Source organism: Brevundimonas sp. SS2672 (genome assembly GCF_059579685.1).
Genome location: NZ_CM184201.1, coordinates 1233410 through 1251109 on the forward strand (window position 1 = coordinate 1233410; position 17700 = coordinate 1251109).

17 protein-coding genes and 1 pseudogene are annotated in these 17700 nt (G+C 67.7%); 10 read left to right on the forward strand and 8 right to left on the reverse strand.

Translation table 11 applies throughout. The annotated features are described in order from the left end of the window. Positions 1-35 precede the first annotated feature (35 nt). Genes AC52GN_RS06260 through AC52GN_RS06270 form a run of 3 tightly spaced genes read right to left on the reverse strand, consistent with a single transcriptional unit; the run spans position 36 to position 1896 of the window. Positions 36-476: a flagellar basal-body protein FlbY gene (locus AC52GN_RS06260; RefSeq protein ID WP_343829292.1), complete on the reverse strand. Its 441-nt coding sequence runs from the start codon at positions 474-476 to the stop codon at positions 36-38. Beyond that, positions 473-781: a rod-binding protein gene (locus tag AC52GN_RS06265; protein ID WP_343829293.1), complete on the reverse strand. Its 309-nt coding sequence runs from the start codon at positions 779-781 to the stop codon at positions 473-475. Before AC52GN_RS06265 ends, AC52GN_RS06260 begins: the two co-directional genes overlap by 4 nt. Further along, complete coding sequence (locus tag AC52GN_RS06270; RefSeq protein WP_496528529.1) at positions 781-1896, reverse strand: flagellar basal body P-ring protein FlgI; 1116 nt, start codon at positions 1894-1896, stop codon at positions 781-783. The genes AC52GN_RS06265 and AC52GN_RS06270 overlap by 1 nt, the downstream gene beginning before the upstream one ends. Positions 1897-2080: 184 nt before the next feature. Here AC52GN_RS06270 and AC52GN_RS06275 point away from each other — a divergent pair, with 184 nt between their 5' ends. From AC52GN_RS06275 to gltX, 3 genes are all read left to right on the forward strand, one after another. Beyond that, complete coding sequence (locus AC52GN_RS06275; RefSeq protein ID WP_496528530.1) at positions 2081-2509, forward strand: flagellar assembly protein FliX; 429 nt, start codon at positions 2081-2083, stop codon at positions 2507-2509. Positions 2510-2715: 206 nt separating this feature from the next. Continuing rightward, complete coding sequence (dksA, locus tag AC52GN_RS06280; protein ID WP_291782169.1) at positions 2716-3129, forward strand: RNA polymerase-binding protein DksA; 414 nt, start codon at positions 2716-2718, stop codon at positions 3127-3129. 93 nt (positions 3130-3222) lie between these two features. After that, entirely contained in the window at positions 3223-4557 is a 1335-nt protein-coding gene (gltX, locus tag AC52GN_RS06285; protein WP_496528531.1) for a glutamate--tRNA ligase, read from the forward strand. Between the two features lie 76 nt (positions 4558-4633). Here gltX and AC52GN_RS06290 read toward each other — a convergent pair whose 3' ends face one another. Together AC52GN_RS06290 and AC52GN_RS06295 are read right to left on the reverse strand one after the other, a co-directional pair. After that, a complete protein-coding gene (locus tag AC52GN_RS06290) occupies positions 4634-4927 on the reverse strand; it encodes a DUF8200 family protein (protein WP_291782163.1) in 294 nt (97 codons plus the stop codon). Positions 4928-5042: 115 nt separating this feature from the next. Continuing rightward, entirely contained in the window at positions 5043-5648 is a 606-nt protein-coding gene (locus AC52GN_RS06295; protein WP_312218569.1) for an LOG family protein, read from the reverse strand. A gap of 132 nt (positions 5649-5780) precedes the next feature. Between AC52GN_RS06295 and AC52GN_RS06300 the strand changes: the two genes are divergently transcribed. Continuing rightward, positions 5781-6524, forward strand: a complete 744-nt coding sequence (locus AC52GN_RS06300; protein WP_496528532.1) for a hypothetical protein — start codon at positions 5781-5783, stop codon at positions 6522-6524. Between the two features lie 127 nt (positions 6525-6651). Here the strand turns inward: AC52GN_RS06300 and AC52GN_RS06305 are convergent, their stop codons facing one another. Next, positions 6652-7272, reverse strand: a complete 621-nt coding sequence (locus AC52GN_RS06305) for a TetR family transcriptional regulator (RefSeq protein WP_291782154.1) — start codon at positions 7270-7272, stop codon at positions 6652-6654. A gap of 62 nt (positions 7273-7334) precedes the next feature. Between AC52GN_RS06305 and AC52GN_RS06310 the strand changes: the two genes are divergently transcribed. The 6 genes and pseudogenes from AC52GN_RS06310 to AC52GN_RS06335 all read left to right on the forward strand — a co-directional run bounded on the left by AC52GN_RS06310 (position 7335) and on the right by AC52GN_RS06335 (position 15780). Beyond that, positions 7335-8120 carry a Coq4 family protein gene (locus AC52GN_RS06310; protein WP_496528533.1) on the forward strand — a complete coding sequence of 262 codons (786 nt, stop codon included), beginning with the start codon at positions 7335-7337 and terminating at the stop codon, positions 8118-8120. A gap of 107 nt (positions 8121-8227) precedes the next feature. Beyond that, positions 8228-10585, forward strand: coding sequence for an acyl-CoA dehydrogenase (locus AC52GN_RS06315; protein ID WP_496528534.1), 2358 nt, complete (start codon positions 8228-8230; stop codon positions 10583-10585). Further along, on the forward strand, positions 10585-11892 hold the full coding sequence (locus tag AC52GN_RS06320; protein WP_496528535.1) for a 3-oxoacyl-ACP reductase: 1308 nt from the start codon (positions 10585-10587) through the stop codon (positions 11890-11892). Before AC52GN_RS06315 ends, AC52GN_RS06320 begins: the two co-directional genes overlap by 1 nt. A gap of 516 nt (positions 11893-12408) precedes the next feature. After that, positions 12409-12585, forward strand: a pseudogene (locus AC52GN_RS06325) (MaoC/PaaZ C-terminal domain-containing protein); the annotation flags it as partial. A 181-nt stretch (positions 12586-12766) separates the two neighbouring features. Continuing rightward, positions 12767-14053 carry an acetyl-CoA C-acetyltransferase gene (locus AC52GN_RS06330; RefSeq protein ID WP_496528536.1) on the forward strand — a complete coding sequence of 429 codons (1287 nt, stop codon included), beginning with the start codon at positions 12767-12769 and terminating at the stop codon, positions 14051-14053. Beyond that, entirely contained in the window at positions 14050-15780 is a 1731-nt protein-coding gene (locus AC52GN_RS06335; RefSeq protein WP_496528537.1) for an AMP-binding protein, read from the forward strand. Before AC52GN_RS06330 ends, AC52GN_RS06335 begins: the two co-directional genes overlap by 4 nt. On the opposite strand, the gene AC52GN_RS06340 is transcribed toward AC52GN_RS06335, so the two are convergent. After that, positions 15777-16640 carry a bile acid:sodium symporter family protein gene (locus AC52GN_RS06340; protein WP_453989457.1) on the reverse strand — a complete coding sequence of 288 codons (864 nt, stop codon included), beginning with the start codon at positions 16638-16640 and terminating at the stop codon, positions 15777-15779. The two genes, AC52GN_RS06335 and AC52GN_RS06340, sit on opposite strands and share 4 nt — an antisense overlap. A 51-nt stretch (positions 16641-16691) precedes the next feature. Beyond that, positions 16692-17699: an FAD-binding dehydrogenase gene (locus tag AC52GN_RS06345; RefSeq protein ID WP_496528538.1), complete on the reverse strand. Its 1008-nt coding sequence runs from the start codon at positions 17697-17699 to the stop codon at positions 16692-16694. Position 17700 lies beyond the last annotated feature (1 nt).

The window sequence follows — 17700 nt, forward strand, 5'->3', positions numbered from 1 at the left end:
GGCCGCACGCTGTTAAAGAATGGCGATAAGGGGCCTCAGGCGGTGCGGTTCAGCGCCACGGCCCGTCCGTCGCCCTGCATCGCCTGACCCGCCGCGCCATAGCCCACGCCCTGAGCTCGGGCGCCCGCCACCTCGGCGGCGATGGTGCGGACCAGGCCTTCGGACACCTGGCGGGCCGCTTCGACGGTCACGGCGTGTTCCGCAAGGACGGCCTCGAAGGTTTCGGTGGCTTCGATCAAGGCCTGCCGGTCGGTTTCGGGCGCAGCGGCGATGGCGGCGGGGTTGGCCTTCACCTGGGCGGATTCGCGGCGATAGAGGTTGGCCATCTCCTGCGTCTCGGCCACGCCCTGGGCCAGATCCTGAGCGCGGTGGGCGCGCATGGCGTCCATTTCCAGCGATAGGCGATCGGTCAGGTCTCGGGTCAGGCGGGTCAGGTGCTGCACGCGCAAGGCGGCGGTCTCGATATCGGCGGTCATGCGCCTTGCTCCTGCATCTTGATCATCTGGGCCAGGACGCTGTCGGCCAGGCCGACGCCGCCCGCCTTCACCGTCTGCTGAGCCATGGCGTCGACCAGGAAGCCGCGCCAGGCGGCCTCGCCTGCGCCGCCGCCGAAGGGAGCCTCGGTGCTGAGGCCCTCGAACATGGGCTTCATCATCTGCGATAGGAAGCTGGCCTCGAAGGACTCGGCCGTGCGGCGCATGGCTTCGTGATTCTGCGGCGGGCCGGGGCGAGCCGGGGTGTCGGCGCGCAGCAGGTCCGGAGAGACGGCGAGAGCGTCCATCAGATCACCTCGATTTCGGCCTGGAGGGCGCCGGCGGCCTTGATGGCCTGCAGGATGCTGATCATGTCGCGCGGGCTGACGCCGAGGGCGTTCAGGCCGTTGACCAGGGTGGAGAGGGAGGTCGAGCCGCCGACGATCCGCATCTGGCGGCCGGTTTCCTCGGAGATGCTGATGTCCGACTGGGGCACGACCACGGTCTGACCGCCGCGGCTGAACGGCTCGGGCTGGCTGACCAGAGGCGTTTCCTGGACCGAGACGGTCAGATTGCCCTGGGCCACGGCGACGGTGGAGATGCGGACGGCCTCGCCCATGACGATGACGCCGTTGACCTCGTCGATGATGACCTTGGCCGGAGAATCGATCTGGACCGGCAGGTTCTCGACCCGACTCAGGAAGCCCGCCATGCCGAAGTTCTGGGGCGCGCGGATGGCCACCACGGTGCCGTTCTCGGCGAAGGCGGTCTGGGGGTAGGTTTCGTTGATGGCGGCGGCGATGCGTTGCGCCGTGGTGAAGTCGGGGTTGCGCAGGGTCAGGCGCACCGACGGCATGGAACCGAGATCGAAGCCCGTCTCGCGCTCGACCACCCCGCCCGAGGCGATACGACCCGCCGTCGGCACGCCGCGCGTGATCGAGGAGCCTGACGCGCCCGAGGCCGAGACGGCGCCCGTCTGCACCGACCCTTGCGCCACCGCGTAGATTTCGGCGTCCGCGCCCTGCAGCGCCGTCACCAGCAGCGTGCCCCCTAGCAGGCTCTTGGCGTCGCCCATGGCCGAGACGCTGACGTCCAGCCGCGAGCCCGGCGTGGCGAAGGGGAGTTCGGCCGTGACCATGACGGCCGCGACGTTCTTGGTGTTCAGGTTGGCGCCGCGGATGTTGACGCCCTGGCGCTCCATCATCCCCTCCAGCGACTGGCGAGTGAAGGGGGAGTTGCGCACGCTGTCGCCAGTGCCGTTGAGGCCCACGACCAGGCCATAGCCGACGAGCTGGTTGGAGCGGACCCCCTCGATCGAGACGATGTCCTTGATGCGCGACTGCGCCTCGGCGACGCCCGGCTGGACGGCGAGCGCCACGGCGGCGACAGCCGGGGCGATGAGGGCGGTAAGCAACTTCTGCATGCGACAGACGTCCCTGCGTGAGCGTTCGTCATTAACCATGCGAGGATCGTGCCGGACGAAAAGCCCATCAATTTCAATGATGGGTCGAGGTCTGGTCGGCGCCTGGCGGCAGGTTTTGCCGGGTCGTTAACCAAGACTTCAGTCCCTGGCGGCATGGTGCGACGCTCAGAAGGAGACGTCTTGCATGAAGGTCACCGGACCCTTGGGCGCGGCTTCGACGCCGACCACGCGACCGGCCGCACGTGCGGCGGGCGGCTTCGCCTTGCCGACGACGGCCGGCGCGACGTCCGCCGCCCAGGCTGGGGCGACCTCGGGCGCTTCGGGCGTGGCCGGTGCGGCGGCCCTGATGGCGTTGCAGGGGGTGGAGGATCCGACCGAGCGTCGACGCCGGGCCATTCGTCGGGGCTCGGGCCTGCTGGATCGGCTGGACGAATTGAAGCTGGCCCTGCTGGGCGGTCAGGACGGCGCCGCCGCCCTGGGCCGTCTGGCCCGTGACCTGCGCGAAGAGCGCGAGGAAGGAGCAGAGCCGGGCTTGAAAGCTGTGCTGGATCAGATCGACCTGCGCGCTTCGGTGGAACTGGCGAAAGCTGAAATGAGCCGTGTTCGCGTCTGAAGGCGTTGAAACTTCGGCTGAACCCCGGATCTCCGGCGGTTTGTGAGGATAATTCGCCACACTTCCCCTGGGTCAATGCACCTTAGCCATATCACGGACACGCGAACGCCATTGCCGCGACTCTTGCGCTTGCCTATACGGCCCTTGCGCCGCAGGGGGCGCGATAGAGAACGAGTGTGAGTGCGATGACCGCATTGGCCTCTGTAATGTCCGGGGACTCGGCTGTGTATCGGCCGACCGACGACGAACCGTTCATGAACGAGCGGCAGGTCGCCTATTTCAAGAGCAAGCTTCTGAGCTGGAAGGACGACATTCTTCGCGAGTCGAAGGGCACCGTCACCAATCTGAAGGCCGAGACTGAGAACCACCCTGATCTGGTGGATCGGGCCTCTTCCGAGTCCGACCGTGCGCTTGAGCTTCGGACCCGTGATCGTCAGCGCAAGCTGATTTCCAAGATCGATGAAGCCCTGCGCCGGATCGAGGACGGTTCCTACGGTTACTGCGAAGACACCGGCGAGCCGATCGGCCTGGGTCGTCTTGAAGCCCGCCCGACGGCGACGCTGTCGGTGGAAGCTCAGGAACGGCACGAACGCCGCGAGCGCGTTCACCGCGACGACTGACGCTTCCCTCGCGTCGATTAAGGGCGGTTCGGCTTGACTTGAGAGGGCGGCGGCGCGACCAAGCCGCCTTCCTATCGAGGTCGTTGATCCCCCATGTCCGTCAAGGTTCGTTTCGCTCCGTCTCCCACGGGTAAGCTGCACGTCGGCAATGTCCGCACGGCTCTGGTGAACTGGCTGTTCGCCAAGGGGCAGGGCGGTTCGTTCGTGCTGCGGATCGACGACACCGACCTGGTCCGCTCGACTCGGGAGTCGGAAGACAACATCGAGATCGACCTGAAATGGCTCGGCCTGACCTGGGATGAACGCTACAATCAGTCCAAGCGGTTCGATCGCTATGAAGAGGCCACCGCTCGGCTGAAGGCCGATGGTCGCCTCTACCCCTGCTACGAAACGGCCGACGAACTGGACCGCCGCCGCAAGGTGCAGCTGTCGCGCGGCCTGCCGCCGATCTACGACCGCGCCGCCCTGTCGCTGACCGAGGCCGAGAAGGCCGCGCTGGAGGCCGAGGGCCGCCGTCCGCACTGGCGCTTCAAGCTGGAAGGCAAGCGCGTCGCCTGGGAAGACCTGGCGCGCGGTCACGCCGAGGTGGACACCGCCTCCATGTCCGACCCGGTTCTGATCCGCGAGGACGGCCTGTTCCTCTATACGCTGCCGTCGGTCGTCGACGACATCGACATGGAGATCAGCCACATCATCCGAGGCGAGGACCACGTCACCAACACCGGCGCCCAGATCGAGATCTTTGAGGCGCTGGGGGCCAGGGTTCCTGGCTTCGCCCATATGCCGCTGCTGGTCGGCGCCGACGGCACGGCCCTGTCCAAGCGCCTGGGCTCGCTGGCCATCATGGACATGCGCGCCGACGGCTATGAACCGATCGCCATCACCAGCCATCTGGGCAAGATCGGCACCTCGGACAATCTGGAGGTCGCCGCCTCGCTGCAGGAACTGGGTGACGCCTTCGCCTTCTCCAAGATGGGCCGTTCGCCGGCTCGCTACGACACGGCCGATCTGGACCGTCTGAATGCTCAGGCTGTGCACGCCATCGACTACGCCGGAGCCAGGCCGCGCCTGGAAGTTCTGGGCGTCGATCTGGGCGAAGCCTTCTGGAACACGGTGAAGGGCAATCTCAGCAAGTTCGGCGATGTCGTTGAAATGGCGAAGATCGTCACGGGGCCGGTGACGCCGGTGATCGAAGACGCCGCCTTCGCCGCCGCCGCCCTGGAGTTGCTGCCCGAAACCATCGACGCTGAGGCCTGGTCAGCCTGGACCTCGGCGGTGAAGGACAAGACCGGCGCCAAGGGCAAGGGTCTGTTCATGCCGCTGCGTCTGATCCTGACGGGGCAGGCGCATGGACCGGACATGGCGGCCATGATCCCCCTGATCGGCCGCGAGCGCATGGTTCAGCGGCTGAAGGGCGAAACCGCCTGACGGTCGGGGCGCCGGATACAAGAAAGGCCGCCTTCGTCGTGAAGGCGGCCTTTTTCGTTGTGGACTGTGATCGGGATCAGCCCGCGTTGCAGGCGGCGACCTCTTCTGCGCTCAGAGCCTGGCCCTTGTAGGAGAAGCTGGTCACCGGGCCGATCTTGGCGACCGTGCGACGGCAGGCGCGCGTCGCGGGCTGATTGGAGCCGCCGGTGGCGGTGCAGGCGTCGCCTTCGCAGCGCCAGGTGGCGCCGTCGACGATCACGCGGCCGGTCGGGGCCTTGGCGGCGTCAGCCAGGGTGGCGCTGGTGGCCGGGGCCTGGGCGAAGGCAGGGGCGGCCGCGAATAGGGCGACGGCGGCGAGAAGAGCACGCATGAACAGTCTCCGATAAGGGTAGGGCGCACGCCCAGCATCGCCATAGTCCGTTTTTTAAGGAAACTGTCAATCCAGCTTCCTGCTCGGCGGACCGGCGTTACTGACGCACGTTTACTTACCGATGATCATGTTGCAAGTGCGGCGTGTCCTGAGCTGATTTCATGGCCTCGATCGCGGCCTCGACAGAATCGACGCTGACATAGGCCTCCAGGAAGCCCGCCGGGGTCATGCCCTTCTCGACGGTGTGTTCGATCAGGGTGAAGAATCCGTCCCAGAAGCCGTCCAGATTCAAGAAGATGACGGGCTTGGCATGCAGGTCCAGCCGCTTCCACGACAGCAATTCCACGACTTCTTCCAGCGTGCCGACGCCGCCGGGCGCAACCACGAAGACGTCGGACTCGTCATACATGAGCTGCTTGCGCTCGTGCATGGACGTGACGACGATCGTCTCCACGTCGTCGAACAGCCGTTCGCGGCTGCGCAGAAAGGCCGGCATGATGCCCACCACGCGGCCGCCCGCTTCATGGGCCGCCCGGGCGGACGCGCCCATCAGACCCACGCCGCCGCCGCCATAGACGAAGCGCCAACCCGCCTCGGCTACGGCCTTCCCGAACGCCGCCGCCGCCTGGATGTAGCGGGGATCTGTTCCATCGGACGAGCCGCAGAACAGGCAGACGGACCGGCCCTCGAATGGGGCGATATTGACGGAGGGCAGGGACATGGGACCTTTGACGACCTCTGGCGGCAGGTGGAAGGACAGACGGACAAACCGGGCAGGCCGGGCCGAAGGGGCTGGGCCGGGCGGACGTAGCCGTCTATCTGGACTGACAGCCTTATAGCGATGCGGGACAGGATGGAACGAAGGATCGGCCTGCTGGCGAGTTTGAGCCTTGTGCTGGCGACGGCGCTGTCGGCCTGCGGTTCGCCCAAACCTGAAGCGGAGGCGGACCCGGCCGAAGCGCAGGAAGACGACTGGATGACGACGCCCCGCATCTTCAGCGTTTCCACTCAAGGGGACGGCGGCGTCCTGGTGCGCGGCGTGGCGGCGCCGCGCGCGCGCGTCATTCTCAGCGGGACGGACGGACCGGCCGTGGCGGCGGGCGCGGACGCCCAGGGCCGGTTCGAGCTCCATGTCGGCGCCGCAGCGACAGGCCAGGTTCTGACCCCGGAGATTCAGATCGGCCAGACGGCGACGCCTGGGCCTCAGCTACTGCTCGTGGTGGGGGAGGGAAGGCAGGCGGCCGCGCTGCTGACGGATGGCGGCCCCAGCCTGCGCCTGACGCCGGGGCCGGCCTTGGACGCCCTGGATGGCGACGGTCGAGGTCTGATCGCCTCCGGTCGCGCAGATCCAGGCCAGAAGATCGTCGTGCGCGCCGGCGGGATGTCAGCCCAGGCGGTGGCGGATTCGCGCGGGCGCTGGGTCGCGCCTGTAGCGACGGCCAGCGATCGTGCAGGCGATATCGAGGTCGATGGAACGGTCTTTCACTACCCTGGGCCAGGCGCGCCCGCCGCCCACGCCGAACGGGCGGGCGAGGGCTGGCGAATTACGCGGGGGCTGTCTGGTTCCGCCTATCAGACGACCTGGTTGCCAGACTGAAAACAGCGTTAATGACCCATTAACCAAACCGGTTGATCAAGGGCCTGTCTTCTTTCTTCGAGGACACCCACCATCACCAAATGACTTCAAAAGCCCGATGCCTCGCGTCGGGCTTTCTTTTCTCTGGTCAGGCGCGGGGATGCATGGCGAGGAAGGCTGGCAGCAGGCTGGCCACGACCCTGCGGCTGGCGTCGTCCGATTGGCCCAGCATCCCGCGCAGAGGGGCGCCGATCAGCGCGTCCCCGAAGGCGCCGAGCGCAATGAAGAGGACGGCCGAGCCGATAGTCTCGTCGGTCTGATCCCCGCCCAGGCCGAGTTTCTCCTGAATGGCGACGACCAGATTCTGAACGGCTTCGCGCACCGGTTCGAGGTGCGACAGGTCGCCGGACAGGGCGATCCAGGCCGCCAGTCGCCCGGCGCCGCCGGTCGAGAAGGCGTCAAAGACGGCGTTGATCAATTCCAGCGGCGCGCCTTCGTCCGTCCTCAGACGGGCCACTGCGGCGTCCAGAGCGTCGCTGAGATCGGCCACCATCGATCCCATCAGCGCCGACTGCAGTCCTGCGGCCGAGCCGAAATGGTGGATCAGGTTCGCATGGGTGACGCCGATCTCGCCGGCCACGGCTGCCAGGGTGACGGCGTTGGGCCCCCCGGAGAGCAGGAGGTCGCGCGCTGAGGCCAGGGCCTCGCGACGGGCTTCTTCAGGCGAACGGCGCCGGCGGCGCGGCTTATCGGCGATTTTAATTGACATCGGTGTAAATGACATCCATGTAGGTAATGTGTCTTACGAGCCGTCCAAGGAGACTGCAAGCCATGGCCGCGACCGCGCTGGATCATAGTGGGGCCATAACGGGATTTCGCGAAGCCTCGCGCACGCTGAGCCGTCGGGTTCAGCCGGTGCGGGCTGCGCGCGCCATGAGCCGACTGGTTGCGGACAAGGACGACACCGAACAGGTGTTCGAGATCATGAACGCCTTGGCGGGGCGTTCCGTCGACTGGGGCTACGCCAAGCTGATGAGCAGTCCCGAAGGCGGGGTTCAGGCCTATCGCCGCCTGGAGCTGGCGGACCGGTTGCAGGATCGGGAGTGGCTGAAAACCATGCCGGAAGGCAGCGTCGGCGCGGCCTATCTGGACTTCATCGTCGCACAGGACTTCTCCGCCTACGGACTGGCTGACGAAAGCCGCAAGGTGGCGGACAGCGAGATCGAGGCGGCGCATCCGCGCGCCTGGTATGCGCGCCGCCTGCGCGACGTGCATGATATCTGGCACGTGTTGACCGGCTATCATACCGACGCCTTGGGCGAAGCCTGCGTGGTGGCCTTCTCTCTGCCGCAGACGCGCAGTTCAGGGTTTGGCCTGATCGCGGCGGCGATTGCGGTGCAGTTCGCACGCGCGCGCACCGGCTATCCGTGTGCAAGAGCGGTGTTTCAGGCGTGGCGCGACGGTCGTCGGGCGGCCTGGCTTCCGGGGCAGGATTACGAGGCCTTGCTGGCGGAGCCTCTGGATCAGGCCCGGCGTCGTCTGCGCATTCCACGGCCCGGAATTTATGAGCGCGTGCCGGCGGAAGTCCGCAACGCCTATCGCGGCGGCAAGGGCTGAAGCGAGGGCTGAGGGAGCGCGGACGGGGGCGGCCGCGTTCCTTCTTTCATGAATGAACTGATGAGCGGCCGTGCGACTGCGCCCGTCGCCGGGGAGGAACAGCGTTGATGTGGGTTTGGATTGCGGCGGGGGCTGTTCTCGCCGTCCTGTTGGTCATGCTGACGGTTGCGCCGGTCCGTCGCGCCATGCTGTCGCGCCCGGCGATGGACGCTTTCCGTCGCATCATGCCGCGTATGAGCGCCACCGAGCAGGCGGCGATCGAGTCCGGCAACGTCTGGTGGGACGCGGAAATCTTCTCCGGGCGGCCGGACTGGAAACGCCTCCTGGCGACACCCGCGCCGCGGTTGACGGACGAGGAGCAGGTCTTCCTCGACGTCGAGACGGAAAAGCTGTGCGACCTGTCCAATGACTGGGACAGCACGGCGGTGTGGCAGGACCTGCCGCCTGACGCCTGGGCCTTTGCGCGGGACAAGGGCTTTCTGGGCATGATCATTCCCAAGGCCTACGGGGGCCTCGGCTTCTCGGCCTACGCGCACAGCCAGGTGATCCAGAAGCTGTCGACGCGTTGCTCGGCGGCGGCGGTGTCCGTGATGGTGCCCAACTCCCTGGGGCCGGCTGAACTGCTGCTGCACTACGGCACGGAAGAACAGAAGAACCACTATCTGCCGCGTCTGGCGCGCGGTGACGAGATTCCGTGCTTCGCCCTGACCAACCCGTTCGCAGGCTCCGACGCCGCGTCGATTACCGACACGGGCGTGGTCTGCAAGGCCATGTGGGAAGGACGCGAGACCCTGGGTTTCCGCATCACCTGGCGAAAACGCTACATCACCCTGGCCCCCATCGCGACAGTGATCGGCCTGGCCTTCCGCGCGGTCGATCCGGACGGGCTGCTGGGCGAAGGCGAAGAGCCGGGGATCACCTGCGTCCTGATCCCGCGCGAGCATCCGGGGGTGCGGATCGGGCGTCGGCACTGGCCGCTCAACGCCGTCTTCCAGAACGGGCCGATCGAGGGCGACGACGTCTTCGTGCCGATGGAGATGGTCATCGGCGGGCGCGAGCAGGTCGGAAACGGCTGGCGGATGCTGATGGAGTGTCTGGCGGCCGGTCGAGCCATCTCCCTGCCGTCCTCCAACGTGGGGATGTCCAAGCTGGCTGTCGGCATGGTCGGGGCCTATGTCGCCATCCGGCGTCAATTCAACCAGCCGATCGGCGCCTTCGAGGGCGTGCAGGAGGCTTTGGCCCGGATGGCGGGGCATCTCTACGCCACGGATTCTGTGCGGCGGCTGGCGGCGGCGGCGCTGGATCAGGGCGAGAAGCCTTCGGTCGTCTCGGCTATCGCCAAATACCATGTGACCGAACGCGCCCGCATCATCGTCAATGACGGCATGGACGTGATCGGCGGCAAGGGCGTCTGCATGGGCCCCGGCAACTTCCTGGCCCGCGCCTATCAGCAGATTCCGGTCGCCATCACGGTCGAGGGCGCCAACATCATGACGCGCACCCTGATCATCTATGGCCAGGGCGCGATCCGCTGCCATCCCTATGTCCTGCCGATGATGCGCACGGCCGAGGCGCAGGAGCTGAAAGCTTTCGATCGCGCCCTGTTCGGCTACGGCGGTTTCGTCCTGGGCAATATGGCGCGGGCGGTCGGTTTCGGCCTCACCGGCGGCGCGTTGATTTCGGCGCCACGCGACGCGGCGCCCGAACTGCGGCGCTACTACAAGCTGGCGACGCGGCTTTCCACCCTGTTGGCCCTGGCGTCGGATATTTCCATGGCCACGGTGGGCGGCGCATTGAAGCGCAAGGGCGCCTTGACCGGGCGGCTGGGCGATATCCTGTCCCAGCTCTTCATCCTGTCGGCGACGCTGAAGCGGTTTGAGGACGAGGGGCGTCCGGCCGAAGACCTGCCCTTCGTGCATTGGGCGGCGCAGGATGCGCTGAACCGCGCGGCCACGGCGTGGCGGGACGTGCTGGCCAATCACCCCAGCCGGAGCGCGGCCCTTTTCCTGAAACTGGCGGGGACGCCGTTCGGGCTCAAGACGCCGACGCCCGGCGACGCCTGCGCCGCCCAGGTCGCCGGCCTGATCCAGCGTCACGGTCCGGCGCGGGATCGGCTGGTCGCCGGATCGTGGAGCGCCAGCCTGGAGGTGGATCCCATCGCCGCCGTTCTGGTCGCGTTCGATCTGTATCCTCAGGTGGAAGCCGTCGAGGCGCGGCTGAAACCGGCGATCAAGGCCGGACGTCTGCCTCGTGCGCCGCAGGACCTGACCCAACTGACCGCCTGGGCGGGCGAGGCCGAGGCTCAGGGCCTGGTCGACGCCGAGGAGAGGGCTCTGATCGCGCGTTACGCCGAGGTCGCGATACAGGCGATCCAGGTGGACGACTTTCCGCAGGATTTCGGCTTGGCTGAGGGGTTGGCGCGACGCCGGGCGGCGTCGGCGGGCAAGGGAAGCAAGGCGGCCTGATGTCGGACCGTTATCTGGACTTCGCCAACAGCGGCGTGGGCGGCTGGCTGACTGGAACGCTGGGTTTGCCGCGCCCGTTGCCGTTGCGTCGTCGCGCCGAGGCGGGCGCGGCGCCGGTGGGGCCGTTGCTGCTGGGTGGAAGCGCGCGCCTCTCGCCGCTGTTGCATGGCCTGGCCGAGCGTTGGGGCGTCGAGCTCCATTCGAAGGCGCAGGACGGCGCGCGTTACGGGGGGCTGATCTTCGACGCCTCTGACATCGCTGATGTTGCGAGCGCGACGGGCCTCTATCGCTACTTCCACGAGACGGTGTGTCGGCTTGATCCTCATGGCCGCATGCTGGTGATCGGCCGACCGCCCGAAGACACGGCGACCGTCGAGGGCGCGGCGCTGCAGCGCGGACTGGAAGGCTTCGTCCGCTCTCTGGCCAAGGAGGCGCGCGAGGGCGGAACGGCGCAACTGTTGCGGGTCGCGGCGGGGGCGGAAGGGGCGGCGGCGTCCAGCCTGGCCTTCTTCCTGTCGCCGCGCTCGGCCTATGTCTCGGGGCAGGTGGTGACGATCAGCGGAACGGCTGCGCTTGCCTCGACCGAGCCGAGGCGCGTCCTGATCACCGGCGCATCGCGCGGCATCGGCGAAGCGATGGCGCGGCTGTTCGCGGCCGAAGGCTATGCGGTGGCGGCGCTCGATGCGCCGGGGGCGGAGACGGACCTGCGCGTGCTGGCCGACCAGATCGGCGCCGAGGCGCTGAGCCTCGACATCACTACGGCCGATGCGGCGGAACGACTGGTCAGCGCGGCGCGGGCGGCGGGCGGATACGACGCGGTGGTTCACAACGCCGGGATCACGCGCGACCGGACCATGGCCCGGATGTCGGCCACCGAGTGGGATAGCGTCATGGCGGTCAATCTGGGCGCGCCGCTGGCCCTGACGCGCGCGCTGCTGGAGGCGGGGCTGATCCGGTCGAACGGACGGATCGTCGCGGTGTCCTCGCTCAGCGGCATCGCGGGTAACAAGGGACAGGCCAACTACGCCCTGTCCAAGGCGGGCTGGATCGGGGCGGTGCGGCGATTGGCGGCCGAGGCGGGCGACGGGATCACGGTCAATGCGGTCGCGCCGGGCTTCATCGAGACGCGCATGACGGCCGCCATCCCCTTCGCCATCCGCGAGGCTGGACGGCGGATGAACAGTCTGGGGCAGGGCGGCCAGCCGATCGACGTGGCCGAGACCGCTCTGTGGCTGGCCGAGCCGGATAACGGCGGGGTGAACGGGGCCGTCGTGCGCGTTTGCGGCCAGAGCCTTCTGGGGGCGTGACGGATGCGAGGCGCAGAGGCGGCGACGCCGATCACAATGCTGCAACTGGCGGGCGGCGCGGCGCGGGGGCTGTTGCGTGGTGAAGCCAGGGCGCGGGATCTTCCGAGCCTGGTGCTCGAGGCCCACGCCGTTCGGTTGAAGGCCGAGGCGATCGCCGATTACAGCCGGCTGTGCGGTTTTCAGGCGGGGCAGGGCGTACCGCTGACCTGGCCGCATATCCTGGCCTTTCCGATGCATCTGCGTCTGATGATGCGGCCGGATTTCCCCTTTCCCCTGGCGGGCCTGGTTCATCTGCACAACCGCATCCGCCAGCACGCGCGCTTGGCGCCGGGTGAGGCGCTTAGCCTGAGCACGCGCTTCGGGGATCTGATGACGCATGACCGAGGCCAGGCCTTAGGCATACTCACCGCCGCGCGCCGCGACGGCGTGATCGTGTGGGAGAGCGAGAGCGTCTATCTGAAACGCGGCGATCGCGGGCTTGGCCGCCCAACTCCTGAGATGGAGCAGGCGTCCGGCATGGCGCGCGACCAGGTCTGGTCGCTTTCTGCTGACCTGGGGCGCCGCTATGGCCGCGTGTCGGGCGACGCCAACCCCATCCACACCTCGGCCCTGGGCGCGCGGTTGTTCGGCTTTCCGCGCGCGATCATCCACGGGATGTGGACCAAGGCGCGGGCGTTGGCCGTCCTGACGCCGTCGGGCGGGTGGGAGGCGGCCGAGATCGAAGTTTCCTTCCGCGCGCCTCTGTTTCTGCCCGGCGAGGCGGCGCTGTTCATGGCTCCGAAGCATCGCGATTTCGAGGTGCGCGATCCTGCGGGCGAGCGCGTTCACTTGCGAGGACGTCTGAGCGTCCCCCTCCATCGGAGATCATCGTCTGATGCTTACCCTGTCCGCGCCGCGTCGGGTCGCCATCGTCGGCGCCAACCGCATTCCTTTCGCCCGGTCGAACACGGCCTACGCCGAGGCGTCGAACCAGGACATGCTGACAGCCGCCCTGCAGGGGCTGATAGACCGCTTCGACCTGCATGGGCTGCGACTGGGAGAGGTGGCGGCGGGCGCCGTCCTGAAACTCTCGCGCGACATCGCCCTGACGCGCGAAAGCGTGTTGGGGACGACGCTGGGACACGACACACCCGCCTATGACGTGCAGCAGGCCTGCGGCACAGGTCTGGAGGCGGCCATACTGGTCGCCAACAAGATCGCTCTGGGCCAGATCGAGGCCGGGATTGCGGGCGGGGTAGACACCACTTCGGATGCGCCGATCGCCCTGAATGAAGGCTTTCGCCGCGCCCTGCTGGCGGCCAACCACGAGAAGTCGACGTTGGGGCGGTTGAAAGCCCTGTCGCGAGCAGGCCTGACTGCGCCCTTCCGGCCAGAACCGCCGCGTAACGCCGAGCCGCGCACCGGCCTGTCGATGGGCGAGCATTGCGAACTGATGGCCAAGCATTGGGCCATTCCGCGCGAGGAGCAGGACGTCCTGGCGATCCGCAGCCATCGCAATATGGCGGCGGCCTATGAGGCGGGGCTGTTCGACGAGATGATCACCCCCTTCAACGGGTTGAAGCGCGACAACAATCTGCGGCCCGATATCGATCCGGCCAAGGTCGCGGCGATGAGGCCGGTGTTCGATCGCGAGAACGGCACGCTGACGGCGGCCAACTCCACTCCGCTGACGGACGGCGCCTCGACGGTGCTGTTGGCCAGCGAGGAATGGGCGAAGGCGCGGGGACTGCCGATCCTGGCCTGGATGAGGGCGGGCGAAACGGCGGCCGTGGACTTCGTCAGCGGCGAGGAAGGTCTGCTGATGGCGCCCGCCTACGCCGTGCCGCGGATGCTGGCCAAGCTGGGGCTGACGCTTCAGGACTTTGACTTCTACGAGATCCACGAGGCCTTCTCCGCCCAGGTGCTGTGCACGCTCAAGGCCTGGGAAAGCGACGACTATGCGCGCGCCCGGCTGGGGCTGGATCGGGCGCCCGGCGCCATCGATCGGGAGCGGCTGAACATCCACGGCTCGTCCCTGGCGGCGGGGCATCCGTTCGCGGCGACGGGCGGACGCATCCTGGGCAATCTGGCGCATATGCTGAACCGGGCCGGCAAGGGACGCGGCCTGATCTCCATCTGCGCCGCCGGGGGGCAGGGCGTCGTCGCCGTGATCGAGAAATGAGCGCGACGCTGGATGTGACGAAGACCGAGGCCGATCACCTGTGGGCCGAGCGCTTCTGGACGCGCGCCTATCGTCCCGACGTGCCGGCGACGATCGACGACGACTTGGTGCAATGGGCTTCGGTCGGCGACCTGTTCGCGGCGGACGCCCGCAAATATGCGGAACGCGTCGGATTCGTCAGCATGGGCTCGGGCGTGACCTATGGCCGGGCGCTGTCGGACGCGCGGGCGTTCGCCGCCTTGCTGCAGGCCCAAGGCGTGCGGCCGGGCGATCGCGTGGCGCTGATGATGCCGAACTGCCTGCAGTATCCGGTGGCGCTGTTCGGCGTGCTGTTCGCTGGGGCGGTGGTGGTCAACGTCAATCCGCTCTACACGCCGCGCGAGCTGCAGCATCAGCTCAAGGACAGCGGCGCGGTCGCCATTGTGGTGATGGAGATGTTCGCCGCTGCCCTGGAACAGGCGATCGAGGGCACGGATGTCCGCCACGTCGTCGTCACCGCCATGGGCGACATGATGGGGCCTGTGAAGGGTGCGGCGATCACCGCCCTGCTGCGCCATGTCGAAAAGCTGGTGCCGAAGTGGCGCATTCCGCAGGCTGAACGCTGGCCCGCCGTGATGCGTCGGGCGCGGCGACTGTCGCTGAAGCCGGTCGAGACGAAGGCGGAAGACCTCGCCTTCCTGCAGTATACAGGCGGCACCTCCGGGGTGGCCAAGGGGGCCATGCTGACCCATCGGAACATCATCGCCAATGTTCTTCAGGGGCGCGCCTGGATCATGGCCCAGATCCCGCAGGATCAGGTGGTGGGCAACGTCACCATGCTGCCGCTCTACCATATCTTCTCCCTGACGGCGAACCTGCTGATGTTCGTGGGCGTGGGGGGGCGCAACATCCTGATCGCCAATCCGCGCGACGCGAAGCGGGTGGAGTGGGTGCTGAGAAAAGAGCGGTTCGCGGCCTTCACCGGGCTGAACACCCTGTTCGCCGGCCTGCTGAAGAATGAGGCCTTCCGCGATCGCGACTTCACCGATCTGCGCCTGACCGTGGCCGGGGGCATGGCGACCCAGGCGTCGGTGGCCGAGGCCTGGCAGACCGTGACCGGCGCACCGCTGATCGAAGGCTATGGCCTGACAGAAACCTCGCCGGTGGTCTGCATCGGCTATGTGGATATCGAGCGGCCCGAGACGATGGGCTTCGATGGTACAGTCGGGCTGCCGGTGCCCTCGACCGAGGTGCGGATGCGGCGCGATGACGGAAGCTGGTGCGGGATCGACGAACCAGGCGAACTGTGCGTGCGCGGCCCCCAGGTCATGCGCGGCTATTGGAACCGACCGGAGGAAACGGCCAAGGTCCTGTCGTCCGACGGCTGGCTGGCGACGGGCGACGTGGGCGTCATGCAGGCGGACGGTCGGGTGAGGCTGGTCGACCGGATCAAGGATATGATCCTGGTGTCCGGCTTCAACGTCTATCCGAACGAGATCGAGGATGTGGTGGCGGCCCACCCCCTGGTGGACGAGGTGGCGGCTGTCGGCGTCCCCGACCCGGTGCAGGGCGAGCGGATCAAGGTGGTCATCGTGCCGCGCTCGTCCGAGCTGACAGAGGCGATGATCGTCGCCCACTGCCGTGAGCGGCTGACCGCCTACAAGGTGCCGCGCATCATCGTCTTCCGCGACGAGCCCCTGCCCAAGACCAATGTGGGCAAGGTGCTGCGCCGCGACCTGCGTGACTAGGCCCGGCCGGGCTTTCTGCGCGTGATCAGGAAGCCGAAGCCCGCCGCCAGCGGGAACATCAGCACGCCATAGACGGCGCCGGGCAGGGTCATCTCGGGGCTGTTCAACACCGACTGAGCGATGACGATGGCCAGGGTGGCGTTGTGCAGCCCGACCTCAAAGGCGCTGGCGACGGCCTGCGGGCGCTCGATCCTGAGCAGGCGCGGCACGCCGTAGCCGACGCCCAGGCTGAGCAGGCAGAAGGCCACGGTCACGCCGGCAAGTCCGCCGATCTGGCTCATCAGGACGTGGAAGCTGGAGGCGGCGGCGCCGAGGATCACCAGCACGAGGATCAGAATGGAGGCGATGCGCACCGGCTTGTCCATGGCGGCCGCGAAGGCGGGCCGCCATCCGCGCACCAGCATCCCCAGCGCCACCGGAGCCAGCACGATCATGAAGACCTCGATCGTCTTCCTGAACTGCAGGCCGACATGCAGGTCGCCCGGCTGAAAGAAGGCGATCGCCAGATTGACCACGACCGGCAAGGTCACGACGGCGATGACGGAGTTGATCGCCGTCAGGCTGATGTTCAGCGCCACATCACCCCGGAACAAGTGGCTGTAGAGATTGGCGGTCGTCCCGCCAGGGGAGGCGGCCAGCAGCATCATGCCGACCGCCAGGACGGGCGGCAGGCGGAACAGCAGCACCAGCCCGAAGCAAATGGCCGGAAGCAACAGCAACTGGCAGGCCAGGGCCACGCCCGCCGCCTTGGGCCGCTGGGCCACGCGGGCGAAGTCCGCGGGCGTCAGTCCGAGGCCCAGGCCGAACATGATGATACCCAGCGCGACGGGCAGGCCGATGGTGGCCATTGCGGAATCCATGCGTCGTTTCTCCCCGTGCGCCAGATGGCGGCGCGATTGTCCCTCTTAGGCCTAGCTCGCCAGCGCGCGCCCCGCCGCCCGTCCCGAGAAGATGCATCCGCCCAGGAAGGTGCCCTCCAGCGCATTGTAACCATGCAATCCGCCGCCGCCGAAGCCCGCAGCTTCGCCTGCGGCGTAGAGTCCCTCCAGCGGCGTTCCGTCCGGCGTCAGCACGCGGCTGGACAGATCCGTCTGCAGTCCGCCCAGAGACTTGCGCGTCAGGACGTGCAGCTTGACCCCGATCAGCGGCCCGGCCGTCGGGTCCAGCACCCTGTGCGGCGCTGAGGTGCGCGCCCAGCGGTCGCCGCGATAGCGTCGGCTGTTGTGAATGCCCTGAACTTGCGCGTCCTTGGCGTAGGGATTGGCCATCTGGGCGTCGCGATCCTCGATCTGGGCGCGGATCAGGGCGGCGTCCAGCAGTGGTCTGTCGGTCAGGCCGTTCATCCTGCCGACCAGGGTCTCTAGATCGTCGGCGACCACGAAATCGGCGCCCTGGTCGCGGAAGGCGGCGACTTCTCGAGGCGCGGCCTTGCCCAGGCGCGAACGCAAGACGCCCAGAAGGTTGCGGTTGGTGATGTCCTGGTTCTGCTCCGAGCCCGACAGGGCGAACTCCTTGGCCAGCATGGTCTCGGTGACGATGAACCAGGAGTGGTCGTGCTCGATCAGGTCGGGCGTCGTGCGCAGATGTTTCAGCGTGGCGATGGTGTCGTAGCCGGGCAGGGCCGGGAAGGGCAGGCGCCGCCCCAGGGCGTCGAACCACAGTGGCGACGGTCCTGGCAGGATGCGGATCGCATGGTCGGGCCAGATCGGAGCCCAATTCTGCACGCCCTCCACATAGTGCCACATGCGGTCCCGGTTCACGAGGCGCGCGCCGGCCCCGGCGGCGATGTCCAGCATTCGTCCGTCCACATGTGCGGGCACGCCGGTGATCATGGTCTTCGGCGGCGCGCCCAGCCGTTCGGGCCAGTAGCGGCGGACCATCTCATGGTTGCCGCCGATGCCGCCGGTCGCCAGGATCACC